We start from the raw sequence: 18,701 nt of genomic DNA, 5'->3' as shown, positions 1-18,701 counted from the left end.
CGGTCAGGATCCGCGCATGCCGTCAAATCGCTCTGCGACATCGCGCCATTTCATTTCTCCCCGAGCGCTGCGATGGCCTTGCCCAATATTCCGCCGTTGTCTCCGAGAAGCTTTGCCGCCCCCTCGGGGGTATTGCCTTTTGCGATGAGGACCGCCTTGGAGATGCTGTTTTCGCCCCGTTTGAGGGCAGCCATGGCTTCTTCCTCGGAGCAACTCGTCAGCATCTGTACGATTCCGGCCGCCCGCCGCTGCAATTTCGCGTTCGAGACAATCATGTCGACCATCTGGCCCTGATAGACCTTGCCGAGCTTCAGCATGATAGTCGTCGAGATGATGTTGACGGCGGCCTTCTGGGCCGTGCCAGCCTTCATGCGCGTCGACCCGCTGATGATCTCGCTTCCGGTGCCGAGCAAGATGGGGTGCAGCGCGGCTTCGAGGATCGGCGTCGATGCATTGTTCGCGATCGCGATCGTAAGCGCCCCGCGCGCCCGCGCAACCTCGATTGCCCGCAAAGTGAACGGAGTACGCCCGCTCGCCGCCACCGCTACCACGACATCGGCCGCGTTCACGGCGTGCTCGGCAATCTGCCTCTCGGCATCGGCAACATCGTCTTCGGCACCTTCGGCGCTCTCGATGAGTGCCGGGAGCCCGCCCGCCAGAAGATACAGCAATCGCTCTTCCGGCCAGCCGAAGGTAGGCGTCAGTTCGACACCGTCCTGAACCGCGACGCGGCCGGATGTCCCGGCGCCGACATAGATCAGGCGTCCTTGCGAAGACAAAAGCCGCTGCGCGGCCGCTGCGCACGCCGCGGCAATCGCATCCGCTTGGCTGTTCAAGGCTTCGATCGCTTCTCGTTGCCCCTCGATCATTGCGGTCACGGCGTCGATCGTCGGCCAATTGTCGATTTCGGCATAACGTGGGTCAATCGCTTCAGTACCCGGCATCTGTGCTTCTCTCTTTCTTGTTCGCGTTGCCGATGAGGCAAACCAGCGTGGAAACTGTCACGCCAACGCACAAGTGCCACGGGAAAGCGATTTTCTTTAGTGCTTCGGGCAAGCCAAGCACGTCGATCGTGAACGGTTGAAACAGCATGACGACGATGAAGCCGACCGCTAGGGCCGCGATGACCGACGCCGTTGATCCGCGCTTTGAAAACACCGCTGTTATATAGACTCCTAGCAATCCTGAATAGGCGAATGCCATCACTCCTAGGACAAATTCGAGCAGGGGAATGTCGCTGTATCGCTGCCAATAGAAGCAGACGATGGACATCAGGAAGAGGAGGACGCCCAGCAAAACTGTCGCAAGCCGCCCCGCGAGGATGAAGTGACGCTCGTCGCGCGGTCTCTTGCGCTCGATGAAAGGACGGTAGAAGTCGTTGATTGCTACGGCGGCCATTGAGATCAGGCCCGAATTGATGGCGGCGGCGGCGATGACGCCAACCGTTACGAACCCACGCAACCCGGGCGGGATTTCGCTCAGGATGAAGCTCATGAAAACGGTGATTTTTTCGCCCTGGAATGTCGGCGCGATCTGTCCCGGGATGGCCGCCATCAGGTCGGGGCGTTCATAGAAGATGTAGAGCAGCGAGCCGATGAAGAGGAAGATCAGGATGACGGGGATCGATGCCAGAACGGACCAGTAGAGGGCGCGGCTGCCCTGTTTCGCCGAATCGCAGGCGAGCAGGCGCTGCGTCGTATCTTGGTCGAGACCCGAATTCGCCGCGTTGATCAGGACCATCCCCGTCACTGCCGCCAGAACCGAAAAGGGCGTGCCGAGGTCGAGCGTCCAGTCAAGGACCTGCAACTTGCTCGCTCCGGAGGGAGGATGCGCAAGCGCGGTATAGATATCGGCGGCCGGCGCAGGAATCTTGGACAGCAGGAACAGGACGACGAAGATCGCCGCTCCGACATAAAGCACGACTTGGACCAGGTCGCTCCAGATCACAGAATTGAGGCCGCCCATAAAAGTGAAGGCGAGGCCGAAGACCAGCAAAACAAACGAGGCGATGATGATATGCTCGGGCGCGACGTCGAGGAAGAGGATCATCGAAACGGCGATCGCAGCAAGATAGAGGCGCGCCCCGCTGGCAAACACCCGCCCGACCAGATACATGGCGCCTGCCGCTCGGCGAGCGGCCGGGCTGAACCGGGCCTCGAGCAGTTCATAGACGGTGGTGGCGCCCATCGCATAAAAGCGCGGCATCAGGATGGCGGCAACAAGCCACGCGCCGATCAGCGCGCCGATCACGCTCGTCAGATAGGTATAATTGCCCCTGAAGCTATTGTCGGGGACCCCCAGAAATGTTGCTGTCGATTGCACGGTCGACAGAACCGACACCGCAACCAGCCATGTTGGCGCGCGATGGCTGGCCAGAAAATAATCATCCGCATTCTGCATGTTGCGCCGCGTTGAGGCATAGCCGGCGATAGCGAGGATCAGGACATATCCGATCAGAATCGACCAATCCAGCGAAGTAAATTGTAACGTGTGCATAATGTCCCCGGATGGCGGTGAGGCGCGGACGTCAGACCTGAGAAATCGTCTGATGCGCCGCGCCTTGGACAACTCGCCCTGGTGGAATGGAGGCTAGGTGTCTACAATGCCTCCACTCCACGCCCTCACCGCCTTAGGGTGACGGAGAAGCCAAAGGTGGTTCCCAGCACGTCGTAAGTATCCGGGAATGTATTGTATGCCCCGGGATTGACCGGTAGCGGCGGCTTCTTGTCAAAGAGATTGTCGATCCCGAAGGCTAGGGTCAGCCCCTCGACGGGCGGACGAACCGCCAGGTTCAGGTCGAAATAATCATAAGCAGGAATCCGACCGGTGCTACCCGCGGTCGAATCGCGAACCGATCCGATGCGTTTCCATCCGAACTGGACCGTCAACGGCTTGCTGTCCCAGGTGATCGTAGCGCGCGACCGGAAATCTGGTGCAACCAGCGTCACAAGGTCCGATGAACAGGCAGCGCCATAGGTTCCCTTGCAATCGACGGGAGTTAGCGCGGCGTTACGCTGGATCGAATATTTGGTGACGATGCTCGCCGTATAGCCGAGGGTGAGCCGGCTCTCCGGCGGACCGAAATCGAGATCGAATCCATAACGGAAGTCGATGTCGATGCCTTGCTGCTTGATAAGCGCAAGGTTTCGATCATCGACAAAGGCATTGAGGATGTAACCGGTGGTTGGATCCCTGGTTACTGCGGCGCAGAGTGGATTGCCCGGCGTTGGATCGGTAATGTAGCAGCTCGTAAGCGCATCGACGGGTTGGATCTGGCCGACCGCGTTGCGAATATCGATCTTGTACCAGTCCACCGAAAGATTGAGACCACGCAGGAAGGTCGGGGTGAAGACGCCGCCAAGCGTGTAAGTTTTGCCCCTTTCGGCTTCGATGTTCGCGTTGCCACCGAAGAAATAGCCGCCCTGCAGATTTGCGGGGTTGTTGGAATCATAGGCTCCCCGATATCCCTGCGCCGTACATTGCGTGATCGTCGCCGAATTGGTCGCGCCCACGCACGGATCCCCGGCATAGCGCGGAAAAAGACGTGCAACCGTACGTAGATTAGCGAAGGGAATCGAAAAGACTGGGTTAGCGAATTCGCCAATATTGGCGTCGCGAATGACGGTTTGGCGCGTGCCGCGCAGCCGTAGGTCGTCGGAGACGATCCAGTTGATGCCAAGCTTGTTCGTATCGTAGCGCCGGTCGGCGCCCACCGATTTTTCATACCAGGATCGACGATACGCGCCTTCGACGGTCAGCTTTTGGACCAGCGGTAAATCCGACAGCAAGGGGACGATTAGTTCGCCGAACAATTCGTTCACCTTGACGAAGGGCGGAACCAGCGGCGCCGATTCGGTTCCCTGGTTGAACGACGTCCCGAGGTCAGCGCCATAGACAAACCGGCCGGTTTCTCGGCGGAATTCATAGCCTGCGGTGAAGCCGATCGGTCCTGCCCATCCAGCGAAGAAGTCGCTCGTATCGCCGGCAACATAGGCGGATGCCACCTGCTGCGTGCGTTTGCGGTTGCCGAAATTGAAATCGCGCAGCACGCTGGTGAAGTCACCGCCCGGCCCGAAGATGTCGGTCGTGTTAGCTAGGCCGGCAAAGGCGGACCGCGTCCCGTCGCCCTTGACGACGATCGATTCCTTGGACTGGCCATGCTGATAATAGGCATCCCAGCTGATTGCAGGCGTGATGTTGCCACGTAGCCCGATCAGGCCCTGGATGGTTTCGCGATTGTTCTGCGCATAGGTCACACCGAGTTCGCCGAGCGAGCGCCGGACGTTGACGGTAGCGAAACCGTTGACGAAGGTCAGCCGCGCCCGCGCTTGGGGGTCGAGGAATGGATTATTCTCGGCGATCTGGACGTTGATCCCATTGGCCCCTGTGGTCGGAGGATTCTGCCCCGACCGGCTGCCGCCGCGCGTCCGCAGGTCGGAGTACATCAGGCGGCCATAGAGCTCGACATTGTCAAACACGTCATATTTCAGAAAAGCGCTCGCGTTGATGCGCCGCAACGGCTGGACGAGCAGGAAATCGGGGGTGTAGTCGGTCGATTGCGGCGTCAGCGTGAAATTGCCCAACGCATCGTAGGAAAAGGTCCTACCGCTCGCCACGTCGGTGAAATTGCCGCCGATCGGCAACGTCGCCACGCCGCGCCGCGCAAAGGCGCGGTGCGCGGCCAGCAGTGGGTCGCGCTCGGTGTATTCGCCATAGACCACCAGATTGCCGCGGCCGCCGAGCGACATGCCGCCCATCACATGGCCACCGAATTGCGAAGCTCCACCCGACACCGCTCGATAATTTGCGTTCGCCTGCCACCCTTCAAACGAATCATCGATGATGAAGTTCACGACCCCTGCCACGGCGTCCGCGCCATAGACCGCTGCAGCGCCGCCGGTGAGCACATCGACGCGCTTGAGCAAGGGAGCCGGGATCGAGTTGACATCGACCGCATTGCGGAAGCTGAACGGAATGGCGCGCGTTCCGTTGATCAGTACGAGGGTGCGGTTCTGCCCGAGGTTACGCAGGTCCAGGGTCTGCGCGCCGAATGCGTCGCTGCCCACCGATGTCGAGTTCACGCCGCCCGCGAGCTGCGGCATCTTGACCGAGAAGTCTTCGATCGTGACCGCCCGTTGAAGCGAAATCTGCTCACCCTCCACCGCGCTGATCGGGCTGGTGGAGGTCAGGCCGGGCGTACGGACACGCGTGCCGGTGACGATGATGTCCGTCTCCGCGCGCGCTTCGCTCGTTGTGCTATCGGTTTCTTGCGCAAACACGGCACTTGCTGACATGAGCGCAATCGCTGAAGCTATCGCCGACCCGCAACGCAGGAATCCGCCTTTTATCCGTCCCATTTTGCTCACTCCCCTCTTCAAACCTGTCTCGACAATAACACAGTTATATACCATTTCAATACCAATATGAGCAGCTATGCTGAGCATCAATTCCATTCGCTTGCTCATCTCGTGTGACGAGTCGAGATCCCGGCGTAGGCGTCTTATTTGGATAGGGTTTATCCCGCTCTGCATCTACGGTTCGTTGAACGCTAACCGTAGATTTTGTGTCATAGGCAGACATGAGTGCGCGACGCCTAAACACCCTCCAATGGCCTCGCCACGCTTTAGGTCATAGGTTAGGTTCGGCAGTTGGTGTTAAAACTGATACCAGTCGAAGGGGAAAACGGTGAAAGGCCGATCGCCATGCGCCCTGAGCAAAGCCATCTCGCAAGCCGCGCCGATCCCGAAATTGTCCGGCTTGAGGGAAGAGGCGGCCGTGACCAGCGTGGCCCAGTCCACCGCCCATCATCCGATCCGCGAACTCTCCAGTAAAATGGGTGCCGTAGTTCTGGATCGGCGACCTGGAGTCGAGGAAACCATATCGTGCGGACAGCACGGTGATTTTCAGCATCTTGCGATCGCCCGCATGGCAACGGACCGTTTGCCAAAGCGGTCCGTCATAGCGGTCGATGGCGGGCATATAGCCGTCATCTTGCCGCTTTGTCGCGGAACAGGCGAGGATGAGCAACCGATGGGCTCGAGGTGGAAGCGCACTCATCGATCAAGCCGCAATCGGCAGACCTGAGGCGGCATGGGCATGAATCCAGTCGGTTGCAGCCTGTGCCGCCGCCGCGGCGCGAAATATCGCGCGCGTATCGTTCCCGAGCATGTTCAACCAGCTGGCAACATATGCTGCGTGGTCCGGCCTTGGCGAATAGCCCAGACCAAGGTCGGCCATCAAGAAGCTGGCGCCGATCTCGGCAACCAGCTCTTCGCGGGCCCGGATGGTCCGATCCTTGAAATAGTCCCGAAGCGTTTCGCGGGCGAGGCGCTGCGCGCTTCCCGTCGAATGAACGATTTCATGTCCGAGCGTCGAAATGAAGTCTTCGTCGCTGTCGAAGGCTTCGCGGTCGGGCATGTAGACGCGGTCCTCATCGGGCCGAAAATACGCGTCCCAAGGGCCGTAGTGCACAGGGACGCCAACGCTTTCGAGGAACAGTTTCGCAGAGGCGGCTGTTTCGCCGATCGGCCGTGCGCTTGCCAGTGTCCGTTCGGGCGAGCCATCGACCTGCGATTGGTTGAAGACGACAAAGCTCCGAGCAAAGAAGCGGGCGCTGCGTTCCTCGCCATCGGAATCCGCCGACGTGGGTTCGTCACGCTCCTGCTTTTTCCACAGAATGACGTGCGTACCGGTTTCGCCGCGGCGCACCTGTGCGCCGACCTCAGTCCACTGACGGTAGGTAGCCCAAGTGCCGGACTGAAAACCGTGAGCTTCGGCCGACGCCCAAAGGACGAGACGGTTGATGCCGGTATATGCGCGTCCGACAGCACTGGTCGGCCGCATCACCGTCCCGCCGTCATGGTGCCAGGGCATACGCCACTGGCCGGCGCCGGCGTCGATCGCAGCGGCTAGCTCGGCGGTGATGGTTTGATAGATATCGTGACGAGGTTTCATGTCGCTGGTCCTTTCTGAAGCTGCGAGCGGTGCTCGCCGCCTCCTCCCCCACTTTCCTCCCTTCCCGCGCTCGCGCGGGAAATGTCGCGGGGCGACGTGACGTCTTCGGAGGTGATCACCAGCGGGGGAATCTTGAATTCGGCGGCGGCGAACCAGGCGCGCAGCGTCGAGATGTGTTCATGTGCTTTGACAGTCTCGCTGGTAGCGACGACGTTCCCATCGTTGTCCGCCGGATAATCTTCCACGGGACCGCGCCCCGTGAAAACGACACGTTCGGCGCGCCAGCCTCCCGGATAGCCGGCGCACGTCCGTGTGAACGGAAGGCCGCGATCCTCACACCATTCTTCCAGAGCGCCGAAACGCCCGCCGATCGCTTGATGGTCGAACAGGCGAAGTGGCTGGCCTTCACTTCGAAGTTCTGGCGAGAATTCCTCTCCATCCTCCTCGCGGGAAAGACCCTCACAGACGATCAGATGACAGAGCGTGATAAAGTCGTCGGCGGACACGCGGCCGCCGATGACGATCGATGCAAATGCACAATCGGGCATCTTGTTGACTCCAATAGAGAAATTTCAGAATGTCGACAGCGGCGCGGAGGCAGGCTTCCAACTGGAAGTCGAGACCCTTGCTTCCGCGCCGCCCAGCGATGCCTCAGGCTGCGTCGGCCAAAATGGCCTCGGTCTGGTCGACCTCGTTCACGGCAGGGTTGGCCTCGTCGGCTTGCTCGTCATCAGCGTCATCGATGGCAGGTTGCTCTTCGCTGCTGTCATCGTCGACCAGCGGCGCTTCCGGTTCATCCGGGGTCCCGGCAGCGCGAAACATCATGACGTCCGGGATCCAGCTCTGCGCCCGCGCCTTCACCTCAGGCGTGACGATGGCTTCGCCGGCGCAGAGTTTTGCGGCCGCAGACGATAGGGCGGCCTTCTTTTCGCTGGCGTAGCGACCCGGAAGCTCGGGATCGAGCTTGCCCAGGATCGACAGAATCTGCGGCTTGCGGATCTTGTCGAAGAAGACATCCGCGCTCGGCCGCCAGTGTTCGGCGGTATCGATTTCGAGCAGCGCGCCAAGCTCGGATTGGAAGCGGTTAGCGCGATCGCCGCTGGCGAGGCTCGCCTGAAGGCTTTGACTGACGGCAAACGCAAGCCATGCTGCCTTGTCCGTTTCGTCGAGTTCGCGGAACGCCATGAACGCGCTGAAACTGTCGTCGGCGCCTGCCCAATCGCACGGAAGACCGGAGCGGACCGCGTCGAGGCCATCTTGTGCGGCCGTTGAATGGGCGGCGGGGACGCCGGCGGGGTCAAAGAGCTCGCCGATCGTCACCATGACGCCCGTGTCGTTGTAAGCGGCGTGGCCCGTAAATTTCCGCGCGAGGCGGAAGATGGTCAGATCGAGCGCGAGTGCGGGATCATGGGCGATGTGCAACGCCAACACGTCACGCCGTTCCTTGGCAAGCTGCTCCTCGAGCGACCGGGGAAGAGCGTCCTCCAGGGCAGCGCGGTCAGCACCGCCGCCGGTGACCTTTTGCGACTGCTTTTCGCGCTTGAGGGCCTTCGTCGAAAAGTAGCGGTGCGACGCCTTCGGGGTGCCATCGCTGGCGAGCACCACGAACGTTCCAACATGCGGTCGTTCGTCTTCCGGAATGACATAGCTGCGTTTGTCGATCTCGGTGTGCTCGGCGTCCAGCGCTTCATTCTCCGCTTCGAGACGTGAAATCACGTCCGGATCGGTTGCATCCTCCAGTTCTTCTTCGATCGACTGCAGACGCTCTTCGATCGCGATCATGCGGGCCTGGTCTTCTTCGCTCAGCTCGCCGCGCCGGATGTAATAGTCGTGCAAGCCTTCGGTCGCCGAATGGGGAACATGCTGGGCTAGGAGAACCCGAACCCATCCCAGTGTGCCGACGGCCATGGCGTCTGCAGCTTGCTCGAGCTTCCTGCGTGCGATGTCTTCGGCGATCGGGCGATCAAGCCATTGACCTTCGCCCTCGCCGGCGAAGAGGTCACGTTCGATGCGGCCACCGGCGGCGAGATACTCCTCCTCACCGACCAGTTTAGCAACCGCGCTGTTCGCCTCGATCGCGCTGTCGTTGACATAGCGCCGGATCGTGTGCGGCTGGTCGCCTTGCCAGCTATCCTTGAAAACATTCCAGGCTGCGAGCTGGGTGTCCCGATCGGAGGTGCTGCCGTAAGCCTTGGCGACGTCGAGGGTGATTTTCCCTTCGGCAAGGGCGTCGAAGATCGGCTCTGCAAGATCGGCGAGGCGGAGGCGCCCCTGAACGTGACGAACCGTGACGCCCATGCGCCGCGCGAGTTCTTCTTCGCTTTCGCCCTTGTCCATGGCCGCTCGATAACCGCGGCATTCATCGGCGGGAGACATGGCTTCGCGGATGATGTTCTCGGCCAAACTGATCTCTTCGGCGAGCGCGGCGGCTTCGTCATTGCACACACGCGCATCGACCATCGCATTCTTTGGCAGCTTGCCGCTCTTGATGAGCTGCGCGATCGCGCGCCAGCGTCGGCCGCCCGCATGAACGTCGAAGAACGACTTCTTGTCGGTAGCCGGGCTGACGATGACCGGTTGAAGAAGTCCATATGCGTCGATCGAAACCGCGAGGGCATCGATACCGGCTTGGGTAAAGGTTTTGCGGGCATTGGCCGGCGAGAGGCGGAGCTTGTTGAAAGGAATCGGCTGGTTCTGCATGATGAATCTCCGGTGACAACCGAGACCCGGTTCATGGGCTTAACTCCCAAGGGGCCTCGCCCCCTTCCTTCCCCCTCCCCTCTCATCCTTGGCGTGCCAAAGGCGCGCCATAGTTCCGCGCAGCGCGGGTCATTGCGCGCTGGCGCTGTCCCCCTATGGAAGAGTGTGTGGCTGGGAGTTTTGAATCGCTCGAAGAGATCAGGCGAAACCGCTCAAATGTCGCGGTGCGATGCGGATTCTGTGGCCATCAGGGCGTCGTGGACGGCGGAATATTGTGGCGTTGGTTTGCTCTTCACCGATGGGATAGTCGGCCGACAGACGTCATCGAGATATGCGCTGCACAATTTGCCGGCGCCGGCCAGTCGAGGTCGGGGCGACGTCGGAAGCGCCAACGGTTGAATTTGGGCCGCGCGATGAGGCGGAATGGCAGGAAGTTGTGGCGAGGCTGCGCCATCGGCCGCCTCGCCAACCGGATTGGTGATCAGGCGCGCTTTGCAACCGGTTTGGCTGCCGCACCGCGGGCAGGCTTACGGCCGCCGCCCCGACCTTTCGTACCGAGCCCGATTTCCTTTGCCAACACCCGCCGCTTCTCAGCATAGCTTGGTGCGACCATGGGATAATCGGCAGGCAACCCCCATTTTGCCCGATAGTCTTCGGGCGTCAGCCCATAATGAGTCATAAGATGTCGGCGAAGCATCTTAAGCTTCTTTCCGTCCTCAAGACATACGATGTAGTCAGGTTTCACCGAAGACCGAATTGAGACCGCCGGCACAAGGGGTTCTTCCGGCGTTTCAGCGGGATGAGATAGTCCGGAGAGCGCGGCATGCACGTTGGATATTAGAAGTGAAAGGTCTGAGATTGCGACACTATTGTTGCTAACATGCGCGGCAACAATATCTGCGGTGAGGGTGAGAAGATCACCCGTATCATGGGGAATATCGTTCATTTGATTTTTCCTGACGGTTGGTTTGCGACCGGCGCCCTAATCCCCACTGGTGAGCCGTCCTGCAAGCAGTTTTTGCATTATACCTGCGAGGGAGCCTGCAGGAAAGCGTGATGATTTGACCCTTTCAACAATTTACAGAGGTGTAAGCCTATAGTGCTGTCAAATGAAGACACGTTGACATTTCAAGGACTACCGCGGACGACCCCGACAATCTGGCCCTATTTTCGGCCACCGATGCTTCCTCAACTATCTTCGGATCGCTTGTTCAATTAGCGGAGAGCGCCGAGACAATGTCGGCAGCTCGTGACACCGGGATGAACATTCGGGTCTTGAACTGGATGATCTCCGTGAAACAGCCCTGGGCTTTCAGCGCCGGCAAAGACCGGGGATCAAATCCGCTGAGCTCAAAGCGCGATTCCCCGTTCACGCGTCTTCGCTGGAGCGTCAGCCCGGTGTTCCCGCCGAGCGCCACCGTCTTGCCTTCCCAGGCGGCGGCGACAATTTCGGCAGGTGCAAGATTGATGCCCCCGGTTATGCCAAGTTTGCTCAGCAGCAGGTTCACGTCTCCGTGCGGGACAATGCGGCCAAGCAGCGCGCGGCCATCGGCCGTCACGAGGCGGCGAACTTCGGGATCGTCGCCAAGCAGGTTCCATATCGGGAGCAAGCGGCCGACCGCGAGGAAGAAGCGTTCGCGGTTTGGGTCCTGACCGAGCTCGTCGCACTCGGCCTTCCAGCATTCTTCGAATGTCCCGACGTCGACGGGCTCCCACATAGGACAGCGCGCGCGCGGTATAGACTCCCATGGCCTTCAGCTCGCGCGCGACAAGCTCCATCGCGGCAACGCCGCCGTCACGTATCCGCGCTGTGAACGCTTCACGGTCGACGAATGCCGTGCCCTCGCCCCAAAGTCCGAGCCGCGTCGCATAGGCGAGATTGTTGATGTCGGAGGCTCCGGTAGCGGAAGCATAGATGACGCGCGCACGGGGCAAGCGGTTCTGAAGCTCGACCCCGGCAATGCCTTGCTGGGATCCCGATGTCGCGCCAAATCGCCCTTCCCCACCGGCAACGCCGCCCATGGCGTGCGCTTCGTCGAACAGGAGCAGCCCGTCGAACTCGTTGCCGAGCCATGTCAGGATCTGGTCAAGTCGGCGGTCGCCACCGGCTTCGCTTCGCAGGGTGGCGTAGGATGCGAACAAGATGGAATCGCCGATCTCGATCCCTGCTCCCGCGCGGACACGGCCCAAGGGTTGAATATCGAGCGGCGTTCCACCGAGTGCCTGCCAGTCGCGGCGGGCATCTTCAATCAGGGCGGTGCTATCGCTTAACCAGATATGGCGCCGTTTACCGCGCAGCCATTGATCCATGATGATCCCAGCGATCTGGCGGCCCTTCCCTGCCCCGGTCCCGTCACCGAGGAAGAAGCCCTGCCGATAACTTTGACCTTCGGCATGGGGAATGAGGGCAAGGCCCTTTTCCGGCAGGCGATAGCGGCCCGGCAGGTCGATTTCCGTCGCGGCGAGAGCGTGGACGATCGTCTCGAGCTGGGCTGCGCTCAATATTCTGTCGTCGAGGACCCTCTTGGGCAGCTGCGGTCGATAATTCGGTGTCGGCAGCGCGACGGCCGCCATCGCGGCAGACTCGACCAGCGGGCTCGGATGCTCGGAAGGATTGTCAAATTCGAGGCGTTGGCTGCGCCATGGAACGTAGAGCGCGGTATCGTCGTGGGCCGCCGCGATGGGGTCGTGGACCCGATAATTGACGGTGGCGATCTCGAAGCTCGGAAGTGGTCGCGCGGCCCGCGGGAACGACTTGGCTGGTGTTGCTCGGAATGCACCGAATGGCGACGCGGGCTTTGTCGATCGCCGCGGCGTAGGCGGCGTGGGATTGGGCTGGACGGTCGCGCGCGGGGGGATTTCGCGAATTGCATCGAGAAGTTTGCCCACGGTTGTCCGGTTGATTGTCGTCGGCGGACGTCTACGTCCCAATCCTTTATCCGCCACAATAACCCGCACGGCCACCGTAGTCCCCTTCCCTGCAAAGCCCTTGTCGAGGCGGAGCATCAACCGGATGTTCGCGCCCGAAGTTGCGCGATCGAATAGCGAGCCATGTTTTCCGCCGGGGTTGAAGTTGTCCGGCATGATGGCGACGATGCGGCCGCCGGTCTGAAGACCAGCGAGCGCCGCTGCGAAATGACGGTGAGCGGCGAACGGATCCACGGCGCCGGCAGCGTTGCGGGCGAAGGGCGGATTCATGATCACGACGGTCGGTGGAGTCGATACGTGCTGATTGATTTGAGCCGCGTTGAATGACGTGACGCTGCTTCCAGGAAAGAGGTGTCGGAGTAGCCCTGCCCGGATCGGATCAAGCTCATTGATATAGACAGCTTTGGCGCGATCCGCCCACATGGCGAGCATTCCCACGCCGGCGCTGGGTTCAAGGACGACATCGTCGTCACCGATCGCGGCGAGGTGCGATACGAGCCACGCGAGCGCCGATGGAGTGGAAAAATGCTGGGCCGAGATTTGCTCCTCGCTCCGGACCGTTTGCGTGGGGAGCCGCTTCTCGAATTCATCGAGCTTCTCGATAATCCCGGTTGGCGTCTCGGGAAGAATCATCGCGCGCAGCGCGAGTACCGATCCGACCTCAATCGCGACGAAGCTATCGCGTTGCGTCCAAGTCCCGTCGGCCGAGGTGCTGCCATATGCCGCGGTCATTGCCTTCGTGGCTAGGCTTCTCGGGAGCGGCGCATTATCCTGAAGCGATTGTGCGATCTGGCACGCCGCAGCGTATTGGCGCGCTGCCACAGCAGCCGCCTGGTCGGTTTCGATTATCATGGAAGGGTCTCCTCTTTCGGGCCAATCTTGGTCCCGAAAGCCCCCTCCCTTCTCTCACTCCCTTACGCCGGGCGTTGCGGCCTCAGTGGAGCATCAGCCCTCCGTGGGCGTGCCAAAGTAGGCAAGGAGACGCCACGCGAGGTCAGGGTTCAGTTCGACAAATTGTCGACGCCCGTCGGTCGTGTCGGCTGTTTTGTAAATGAGTCCGTCATCGCACATTCGCTGGACGAGGCGGAGTGCCGTGCTCAGCGGCAATGGGGAGGAAACGCATAGGTCGCCTGTGGAGATCTTTTTCTCTTCGCAATACTGAATGAAGAGGTCGATCAGCATGTCCCAAGCAGGCTCGCCTAAATATTTCCTGGATCCAACAATGTGCCTGCGGAGCAACCGCCGACGTGCGGTACGCCTTGCATTCGACAGCGCGAGGTCACGATCGGGAAATCCGGTCGACCGACCAGAATCCCTCACCAGATGATATTTGACCATTTCCCTGAGTCCGCGACCATGTGGCCGCTGTCCGATCAGAGCGTGGCCCGATCGGCTGACGACGATATGTTCCGCGAGTTCGATTCCCAAGTTGCAGGCGAGAGCCGCGAGTTTTCCCGTAGACGAGATGTCCGCTTCGCTTGGAGTCGGATCACCACTGGGATGATTGTGGACGAGTACAATCGATGCCGCGTCGAGCTCCAATGCTCGTTTGAATATGATGCGTGGATAAAGGATGAGCTGAGCCAGGCTGCCCTGCTGCAACTGCTCGTCCGCTATGAGCCGGCGTGCCCCGTCGAGAAACAGAACCCGAAGTACCTCTTCGGGAAGGCTGCCCATCGAGGCCTTGAGATAGGCAATGAGTTTCGGATCGGTCGGCTTGATAGTCCTGCCCATTAGGTTGGAGCGTAGTGCTTCGACACTGGCGGCGCGCGTCGCAGATATTAGGGTCGCAACGCTGTCTCGGCCACCCAGGGTTCGCCGGAGAGCTTCGGGCTTCTGCGTCAGAACGCGATCGAGGCTGCGGTATTCGCCGAGCAGCCGATCGGCTATCTGAAGACTTTCGGAAGGTGCGATTGTAGCGATGAGGGCTGCCAGGACTGATCGCTGCCGCTCCTCCGCAACCGGGTCTGATGCCTCCAGGTTGCGGCGGCGAGGAGAGGCGGCAGAAGCCAGGAGGCAGCAACCTGCATCGTCAGATAGGCGATCGGATGCATTTCCACATTCGCCAACCGGGTGAAGTGCGCCAGAAGCGGCAAAATCTGCAGGACCGCGGCCACCAGCGGCCAGAAGCGATGTGCCGTCATCGCCAAGGTGAAGGTCAAGAGTGCCGCAATCAGGTCGATAGCAAGATGCGCGGTGTCGACGCTCGCGAACTGCACGGGGATCAGAAGATGAGCAAGTTGGTCGACGACGAGCATGCCCAGGAGGATTGTCGCCATCATCCGTTCGGGGCCGCCCCCCTTCCACAGCGCATAGGCCGAAGCCATCAGCAGCGAGATCAAGAATATGACTATCCGCAACATTCTTCCCCGAAATCATGCTGATGGCTCCCAGTCAAGTTTCAGGCGACGACGGTGAGCTGCGCGCCCGTTGCCTTGGCCTGATTTGGGCATTCGTGCACATCTAGGCCCGCGGTCTCCTGAGCGATGTCCGCGAGCTCGCCATGGACACGCAATACGTCACCGCTCACTTCGACGAGCGAAAGCTGAGCCTTTGCGAGGCGCAGAATCGATGCCTGGCCGGTCTTGGGTGCCACGCCGACGCGCTGCCGGGCAGTGACGACGCTCGTCATAAGAGTCGACACGGCGATCAGAGCGCTGTCGAGGCTGGCTTCGGCCACAGGAACGTCCTGCTTAAGCCGCAGGGTCATTGCATTGAGATTTCCGGACATAACTTCTCCTTCCCCGGAAGCGCACGACTTCCAGGCACTTGTTGGCGTTGCTTTTCAAAAGTTCAGCCGGAAACGAGGCGGGTCAGAGTCTCGGAAATTCCCAGACTTGCATGAACGACAAGCAGCAAGGCGACCAGCATTGTCATCATGAGCGCGAAGCGCGCCAAACCTTTATGATCTCGTCTCCAGATGAGCTCGAGCGGGTCGGAAAGTCCTTCCACCGGTCCCTCCGTGCTCCGAACGGCAACCGCCATGTCGGTCAGGTGGATTACGGTCGAGGGGTCTCCCTCCGCGAAATCAGATGGCACTATTTCCGCTCGGTCGGGAATGTGCATCGGATCATATGTGATCCGATCATATATTCGCTTGAGGCGTGCATATTCGACAGCCGCCTGATCTCGCGTATCGACACCAAGGACAGAGCGGGCCGTCGTCAGACGCTGGTCGACTGTCGGCTTCGACACGCCGATCAGGCGCGCGATCTCTTTGGACGTCTTTCGTTCGAGTAGAGGGTCGAGGCAGGCGCGCTGCTTGTTCGTCAACCGCGACCAACGCTCGAAATCGGCCTGATCGCTCACGAGGGCACCCGGCAACTTTGGCGAGCCGGAGATTCCATGGTGGCATTGTTCGCCCCACGGCTTAGCGTTGCCGCCCCATCGGAATGGGACGGACCATCGGCGCGCAACATCGCTCGCTCCCCTCGATCGACATGCGATCGTTCTGGTCCGAAACATCGCGCCAGGCGGTTGATCCGGACATCTCTACGTCTCTGTTAATAAGGCAGGAAGTCCATATTCGCAAACCGGCGATCGGCGCCTAATGCTGCCAATTCGGCAACATATGCCATAAGGGCGAGAATTTGGCTCATTGAGACTTGCCTACAGAGTACAGATAGGCGACACTATTGGCATCCTTGAACATCATCTGGGAATTTCGTCATGAGCGTTCACAAGGCTCGTATCGTATCGGGCGGCAGGCTTCAGATTCCGGCGGACGTCCGTAAGGCACTTGGGATTGCTGATGGGGACGATGTCCGCATCGAGGTGGTCGATGGAGAGCTTCGGGTGCGATCGTTTCGGACAGCGCTTGGCCGCGTGCGAGCTCTTGTACGCAATCGCGTTCCCCCAAGCGCTTCGCTCGCCGACGAATTGATCGCGGATCGCAGGTCCGAGGCCGCCCATGACTGACTATGTGCTCGATGCATCGGCCGTGCTCGCGGTGATTCAGGAAGAGCCAGGAGCGGAGCAGATCGAGGCGCATCTGGACACCGGCTGCATTAGCGCCGTGAATCTGGCCGAGATCGTGGGCAAGCTGCAAGATCGGGGGCTTGGGGACAGCGAAATCGATGAACTGATCGCATTGCTCGACCTCGATACGCGCATATTGGACAAGGAAGGCGCGGTGTTCATGGGCAAGCTACGACAGACCACGAAGCTCGCCGGCCTTTCACTTGGCGACCGGGCCTGCCTCGCACTCGCGCATTCCCTCGGGGCGACGGCCATCACAATGGACAGGGCGTGGAAGAGTCTCGACATCGGCGTCACCATCGAAGTTGCCCGGTGATGAAACTGCAGCACGCCTGTATCGCCCGCGGAGCGGCATGATGCGCACCGAAATCGACTTCCTGCCGCATCGCAAGCAGCGCGAACTGGATATTATCGTCGAGATATTGTTTCAGGGCTTGCGCGCCGCGACGGAGAATGCCGTTGGCGCGCGGCGCAACGGCAGGATTCTCAAGGTCATCCTGTTCGGCTCCTACGCCCGCGGCGATTGGGTCGAGGCACCGCAGGACGCGAACCAATATCGTTCGGACTATGATATCCTCGTCATCGTCAACCAGAATGAACTCGCGGACCGCGCGACCTATTGGGAAGATGCCGAGCGCCGGATCAGCGACGCTTATCTGCTCGAGAAGGTGATCAAGACGCCGGCGAATTTCATCGTCCATTCGCTCCAGGAAGTGAACGATGCGCTCGCCCATGGCCGTGTCTTCTTCATGGAGATCGTGAAGGATGGCGTCATCCTCTACCAGTCGGACGACAAGGAACTCGGCAAGCCAAAGCCGAAGACCCCTGAAATGGCACTACAGGCGGCGAAGGACTATTTCGAAGAGTACATGGGCGATGCGACGCGTTTTCTGGATCTCTTTCAGACAGCGGTGGCGAAAGAGTACAATAAGGAAGCCGCGTTCCTGCTCCATCAGGTCGTCGAAAATCTGTACCAGGGCCTGCTACTGGTCCTCAAATTCTACACACCGTACGATCACAATATCCTGTTCCTGCGCGATATGGCCGAGCAGTTGGATCGCCATCTGTACGATGTCTGGCCGCGTGGCACCCGCGCCGAACGCGCGATGTACCAGAAGCTCAAGGACGCCTATCGGAAGGCGCGCTATTCCAAGCACTACAAAATTTCGCGCGAGGAGCTGGACTGGCTTTCGGGACGCGTCGAGATTCTCGGTCAGCGGGTCCATGAGATCTGCTCGGCGCGGATCGCCATGTTGCAGGCCGAAGCAGGCGCATAGTTCAGCGCCGCGGCCCGCCAGCCGATCGTCACCGGAACGGACGAGACACGGAACGAGGCTCGGTCGAAGCGAAGCGGAGATAGAGCGGCGATCCCGAAGGGAGGCGCAGAATCCCCTCACCTCTCACCCGGCGAGAGGCTCAAAATCCACCGGCGCTTTGAAGCGCCGTTCCATTCGGCTAAGGATATAAACGCAGCTATATGACCGATCAGATCGCCCGGATTCGCATAACGCTCGAAGACATGAAGCCCGCCATCTGGCGCCGCGTCGAACTTCCCGTCACCAACAGCCTCAAGACCCTGCACCTCGCGATCCAGGCCTGCATGCTCTTCGAGAACTACCATTTGTTCCGCTTCGATGTCGGCGATGCCGCCTATGGCATCCGCTTCGATGATGACGATGCTTTCATGGTCCGCACCCGCGACGCCGCCAATATGCGCATCAACAAGCTCGTCGAACGCGGTATCACGAGCTTCATCTACACCTATGATTTCGGAGATAATTGGCGTCATCGTGTCGAGATCGAAGAGATCACACTCGCCATTCCCGGCACCGATTACCCGCGCTTCGTCGATGGCGAACGACGCGCCCCGCCCGAAGATGTCGGCGGCACCCCGGGATTTGAAGAGTTCCTCAATGCCATGGCCAAGCCGCGCCATCCCGAGCGCGCATCCATGGTGCAATGGTATGGCGGCGTTTTCGATCCTACCGATATCGGCGCCGACGAGATCAATGCGCGCATGGCGAAGCTCGCCAAGCGGAGGTCACAGGGAATGGCTGCCTACGCCGAGGCTAAATCTCGCGACAACTAATCAACGGCGATTTCCTCACCACGCTTAACCTCCCGCGCTCGCTCGACGTCTC

17 protein-coding genes are annotated in these 18,701 nt (G+C 60.3%); 4 read left to right on the top strand and 13 right to left on the bottom strand.

Features of this window, described 5'->3' with window-relative positions; translation table 11 throughout:
- Positions 1–50 precede the first annotated feature (50 nt).
- The 13 genes from NP825_RS21275 to NP825_RS21215 all read right to left on the bottom strand — a co-directional run bounded on the left by NP825_RS21275 (position 51) and on the right by NP825_RS21215 (position 15,891).
- On the bottom strand, positions 51–944 hold the full coding sequence (locus tag NP825_RS21275) for an N-acetylmuramic acid 6-phosphate etherase (protein ID WP_037511919.1): 894 nt from the start codon (positions 942–944) through the stop codon (positions 51–53).
- The gene (locus NP825_RS21270; RefSeq protein WP_037511917.1) at positions 931–2,496 is read right to left on the bottom strand and encodes a sodium:solute symporter; all 1,566 of its coding nucleotides are present in this window, start codon (positions 2,494–2,496) and stop codon (positions 931–933) included. The genes NP825_RS21275 and NP825_RS21270 overlap by 14 nt, the downstream gene beginning before the upstream one ends.
- 125 nt (positions 2,497–2,621) lie before the next feature.
- The gene (locus NP825_RS21265) at positions 2,622–5,453 is read right to left on the bottom strand and encodes a TonB-dependent receptor plug domain-containing protein (RefSeq protein ID WP_161785621.1); all 2,832 of its coding nucleotides are present in this window, start codon (positions 5,451–5,453) and stop codon (positions 2,622–2,624) included.
- 175 nt (positions 5,454–5,628) lie between these two features.
- Positions 5,629–6,027, bottom strand: coding sequence for a hypothetical protein (locus NP825_RS21260; RefSeq protein WP_257551611.1), 399 nt, complete (start codon positions 6,025–6,027; stop codon positions 5,629–5,631).
- 33 nt (positions 6,028–6,060) lie between these two features.
- Entirely contained in the window at positions 6,061–6,954 is an 894-nt protein-coding gene (locus NP825_RS21255) for an ArdC family protein (protein ID WP_095389380.1), read from the bottom strand.
- On the bottom strand, positions 6,951–7,502 hold the full coding sequence (locus tag NP825_RS21250; RefSeq protein WP_052182080.1) for a hypothetical protein: 552 nt from the start codon (positions 7,500–7,502) through the stop codon (positions 6,951–6,953). The genes NP825_RS21255 and NP825_RS21250 overlap by 4 nt, the downstream gene beginning before the upstream one ends.
- A gap of 103 nt (positions 7,503–7,605) precedes the next feature.
- A complete protein-coding gene (locus NP825_RS21245; protein ID WP_257551610.1) occupies positions 7,606–9,654 on the bottom strand; it encodes a ParB/RepB/Spo0J family partition protein in 2,049 nt (682 codons plus the stop codon).
- A gap of 481 nt (positions 9,655–10,135) precedes the next feature.
- Positions 10,136–10,600 carry a MucR family transcriptional regulator gene (locus NP825_RS21240; RefSeq protein ID WP_257551609.1) on the bottom strand — a complete coding sequence of 155 codons (465 nt, stop codon included), beginning with the start codon at positions 10,598–10,600 and terminating at the stop codon, positions 10,136–10,138.
- 404 nt (positions 10,601–11,004) lie between these two features.
- The gene (locus tag NP825_RS21235; protein WP_257551608.1) at positions 11,005–13,434 is read right to left on the bottom strand and encodes a strawberry notch-like NTP hydrolase domain-containing protein; all 2,430 of its coding nucleotides are present in this window, start codon (positions 13,432–13,434) and stop codon (positions 11,005–11,007) included.
- 93 nt (positions 13,435–13,527) lie between these two features.
- Positions 13,528–14,316, bottom strand: a complete 789-nt coding sequence (locus NP825_RS21230) for a JAB domain-containing protein (protein WP_257551607.1) — start codon at positions 14,314–14,316, stop codon at positions 13,528–13,530.
- A gap of 152 nt (positions 14,317–14,468) precedes the next feature.
- Complete coding sequence (locus NP825_RS21225; protein WP_257551606.1) at positions 14,469–14,924, bottom strand: hypothetical protein; 456 nt, start codon at positions 14,922–14,924, stop codon at positions 14,469–14,471.
- Positions 14,925–14,983: 59 nt separating this feature from the next.
- Entirely contained in the window at positions 14,984–15,313 is a 330-nt protein-coding gene (locus tag NP825_RS21220) for a hypothetical protein (RefSeq protein WP_257551605.1), read from the bottom strand.
- Between the two features lie 62 nt (positions 15,314–15,375).
- The gene (locus NP825_RS21215) at positions 15,376–15,891 is read right to left on the bottom strand and encodes a helix-turn-helix transcriptional regulator (protein ID WP_257551604.1); all 516 of its coding nucleotides are present in this window, start codon (positions 15,889–15,891) and stop codon (positions 15,376–15,378) included.
- Positions 15,892–16,251: 360 nt separating this feature from the next.
- Between NP825_RS21215 and NP825_RS21210 the strand changes: the two genes are divergently transcribed.
- The 4 genes from NP825_RS21210 to NP825_RS21195 all read left to right on the top strand — a co-directional run bounded on the left by NP825_RS21210 (position 16,252) and on the right by NP825_RS21195 (position 18,649).
- Positions 16,252–16,500, top strand: a complete 249-nt coding sequence (locus tag NP825_RS21210; protein ID WP_257551603.1) for an AbrB/MazE/SpoVT family DNA-binding domain-containing protein — start codon at positions 16,252–16,254, stop codon at positions 16,498–16,500.
- Positions 16,493–16,876, top strand: a complete 384-nt coding sequence (locus tag NP825_RS21205) for a type II toxin-antitoxin system VapC family toxin (RefSeq protein ID WP_257551602.1) — start codon at positions 16,493–16,495, stop codon at positions 16,874–16,876. Before NP825_RS21210 ends, NP825_RS21205 begins: the two co-directional genes overlap by 8 nt.
- A gap of 40 nt (positions 16,877–16,916) precedes the next feature.
- Positions 16,917–17,837: a nucleotidyltransferase and HEPN domain-containing protein gene (locus tag NP825_RS21200; RefSeq protein WP_257551719.1), complete on the top strand. Its 921-nt coding sequence runs from the start codon at positions 16,917–16,919 to the stop codon at positions 17,835–17,837.
- A gap of 200 nt (positions 17,838–18,037) precedes the next feature.
- On the top strand, positions 18,038–18,649 hold the full coding sequence (locus NP825_RS21195) for a plasmid pRiA4b ORF-3 family protein (RefSeq protein ID WP_257551601.1): 612 nt from the start codon (positions 18,038–18,040) through the stop codon (positions 18,647–18,649).
- Positions 18,650–18,701: the final 52 nt, after the last annotated feature.

Source organism: Sphingopyxis sp. DBS4 (assembly GCF_024628865.1).
Lineage (GTDB): Bacteria > Pseudomonadota > Alphaproteobacteria > Sphingomonadales > Sphingomonadaceae > Sphingopyxis.
Note: the sequence above shows the minus strand (reverse complement) of the source record. Positions and strands in the feature narration are given on the sequence as shown.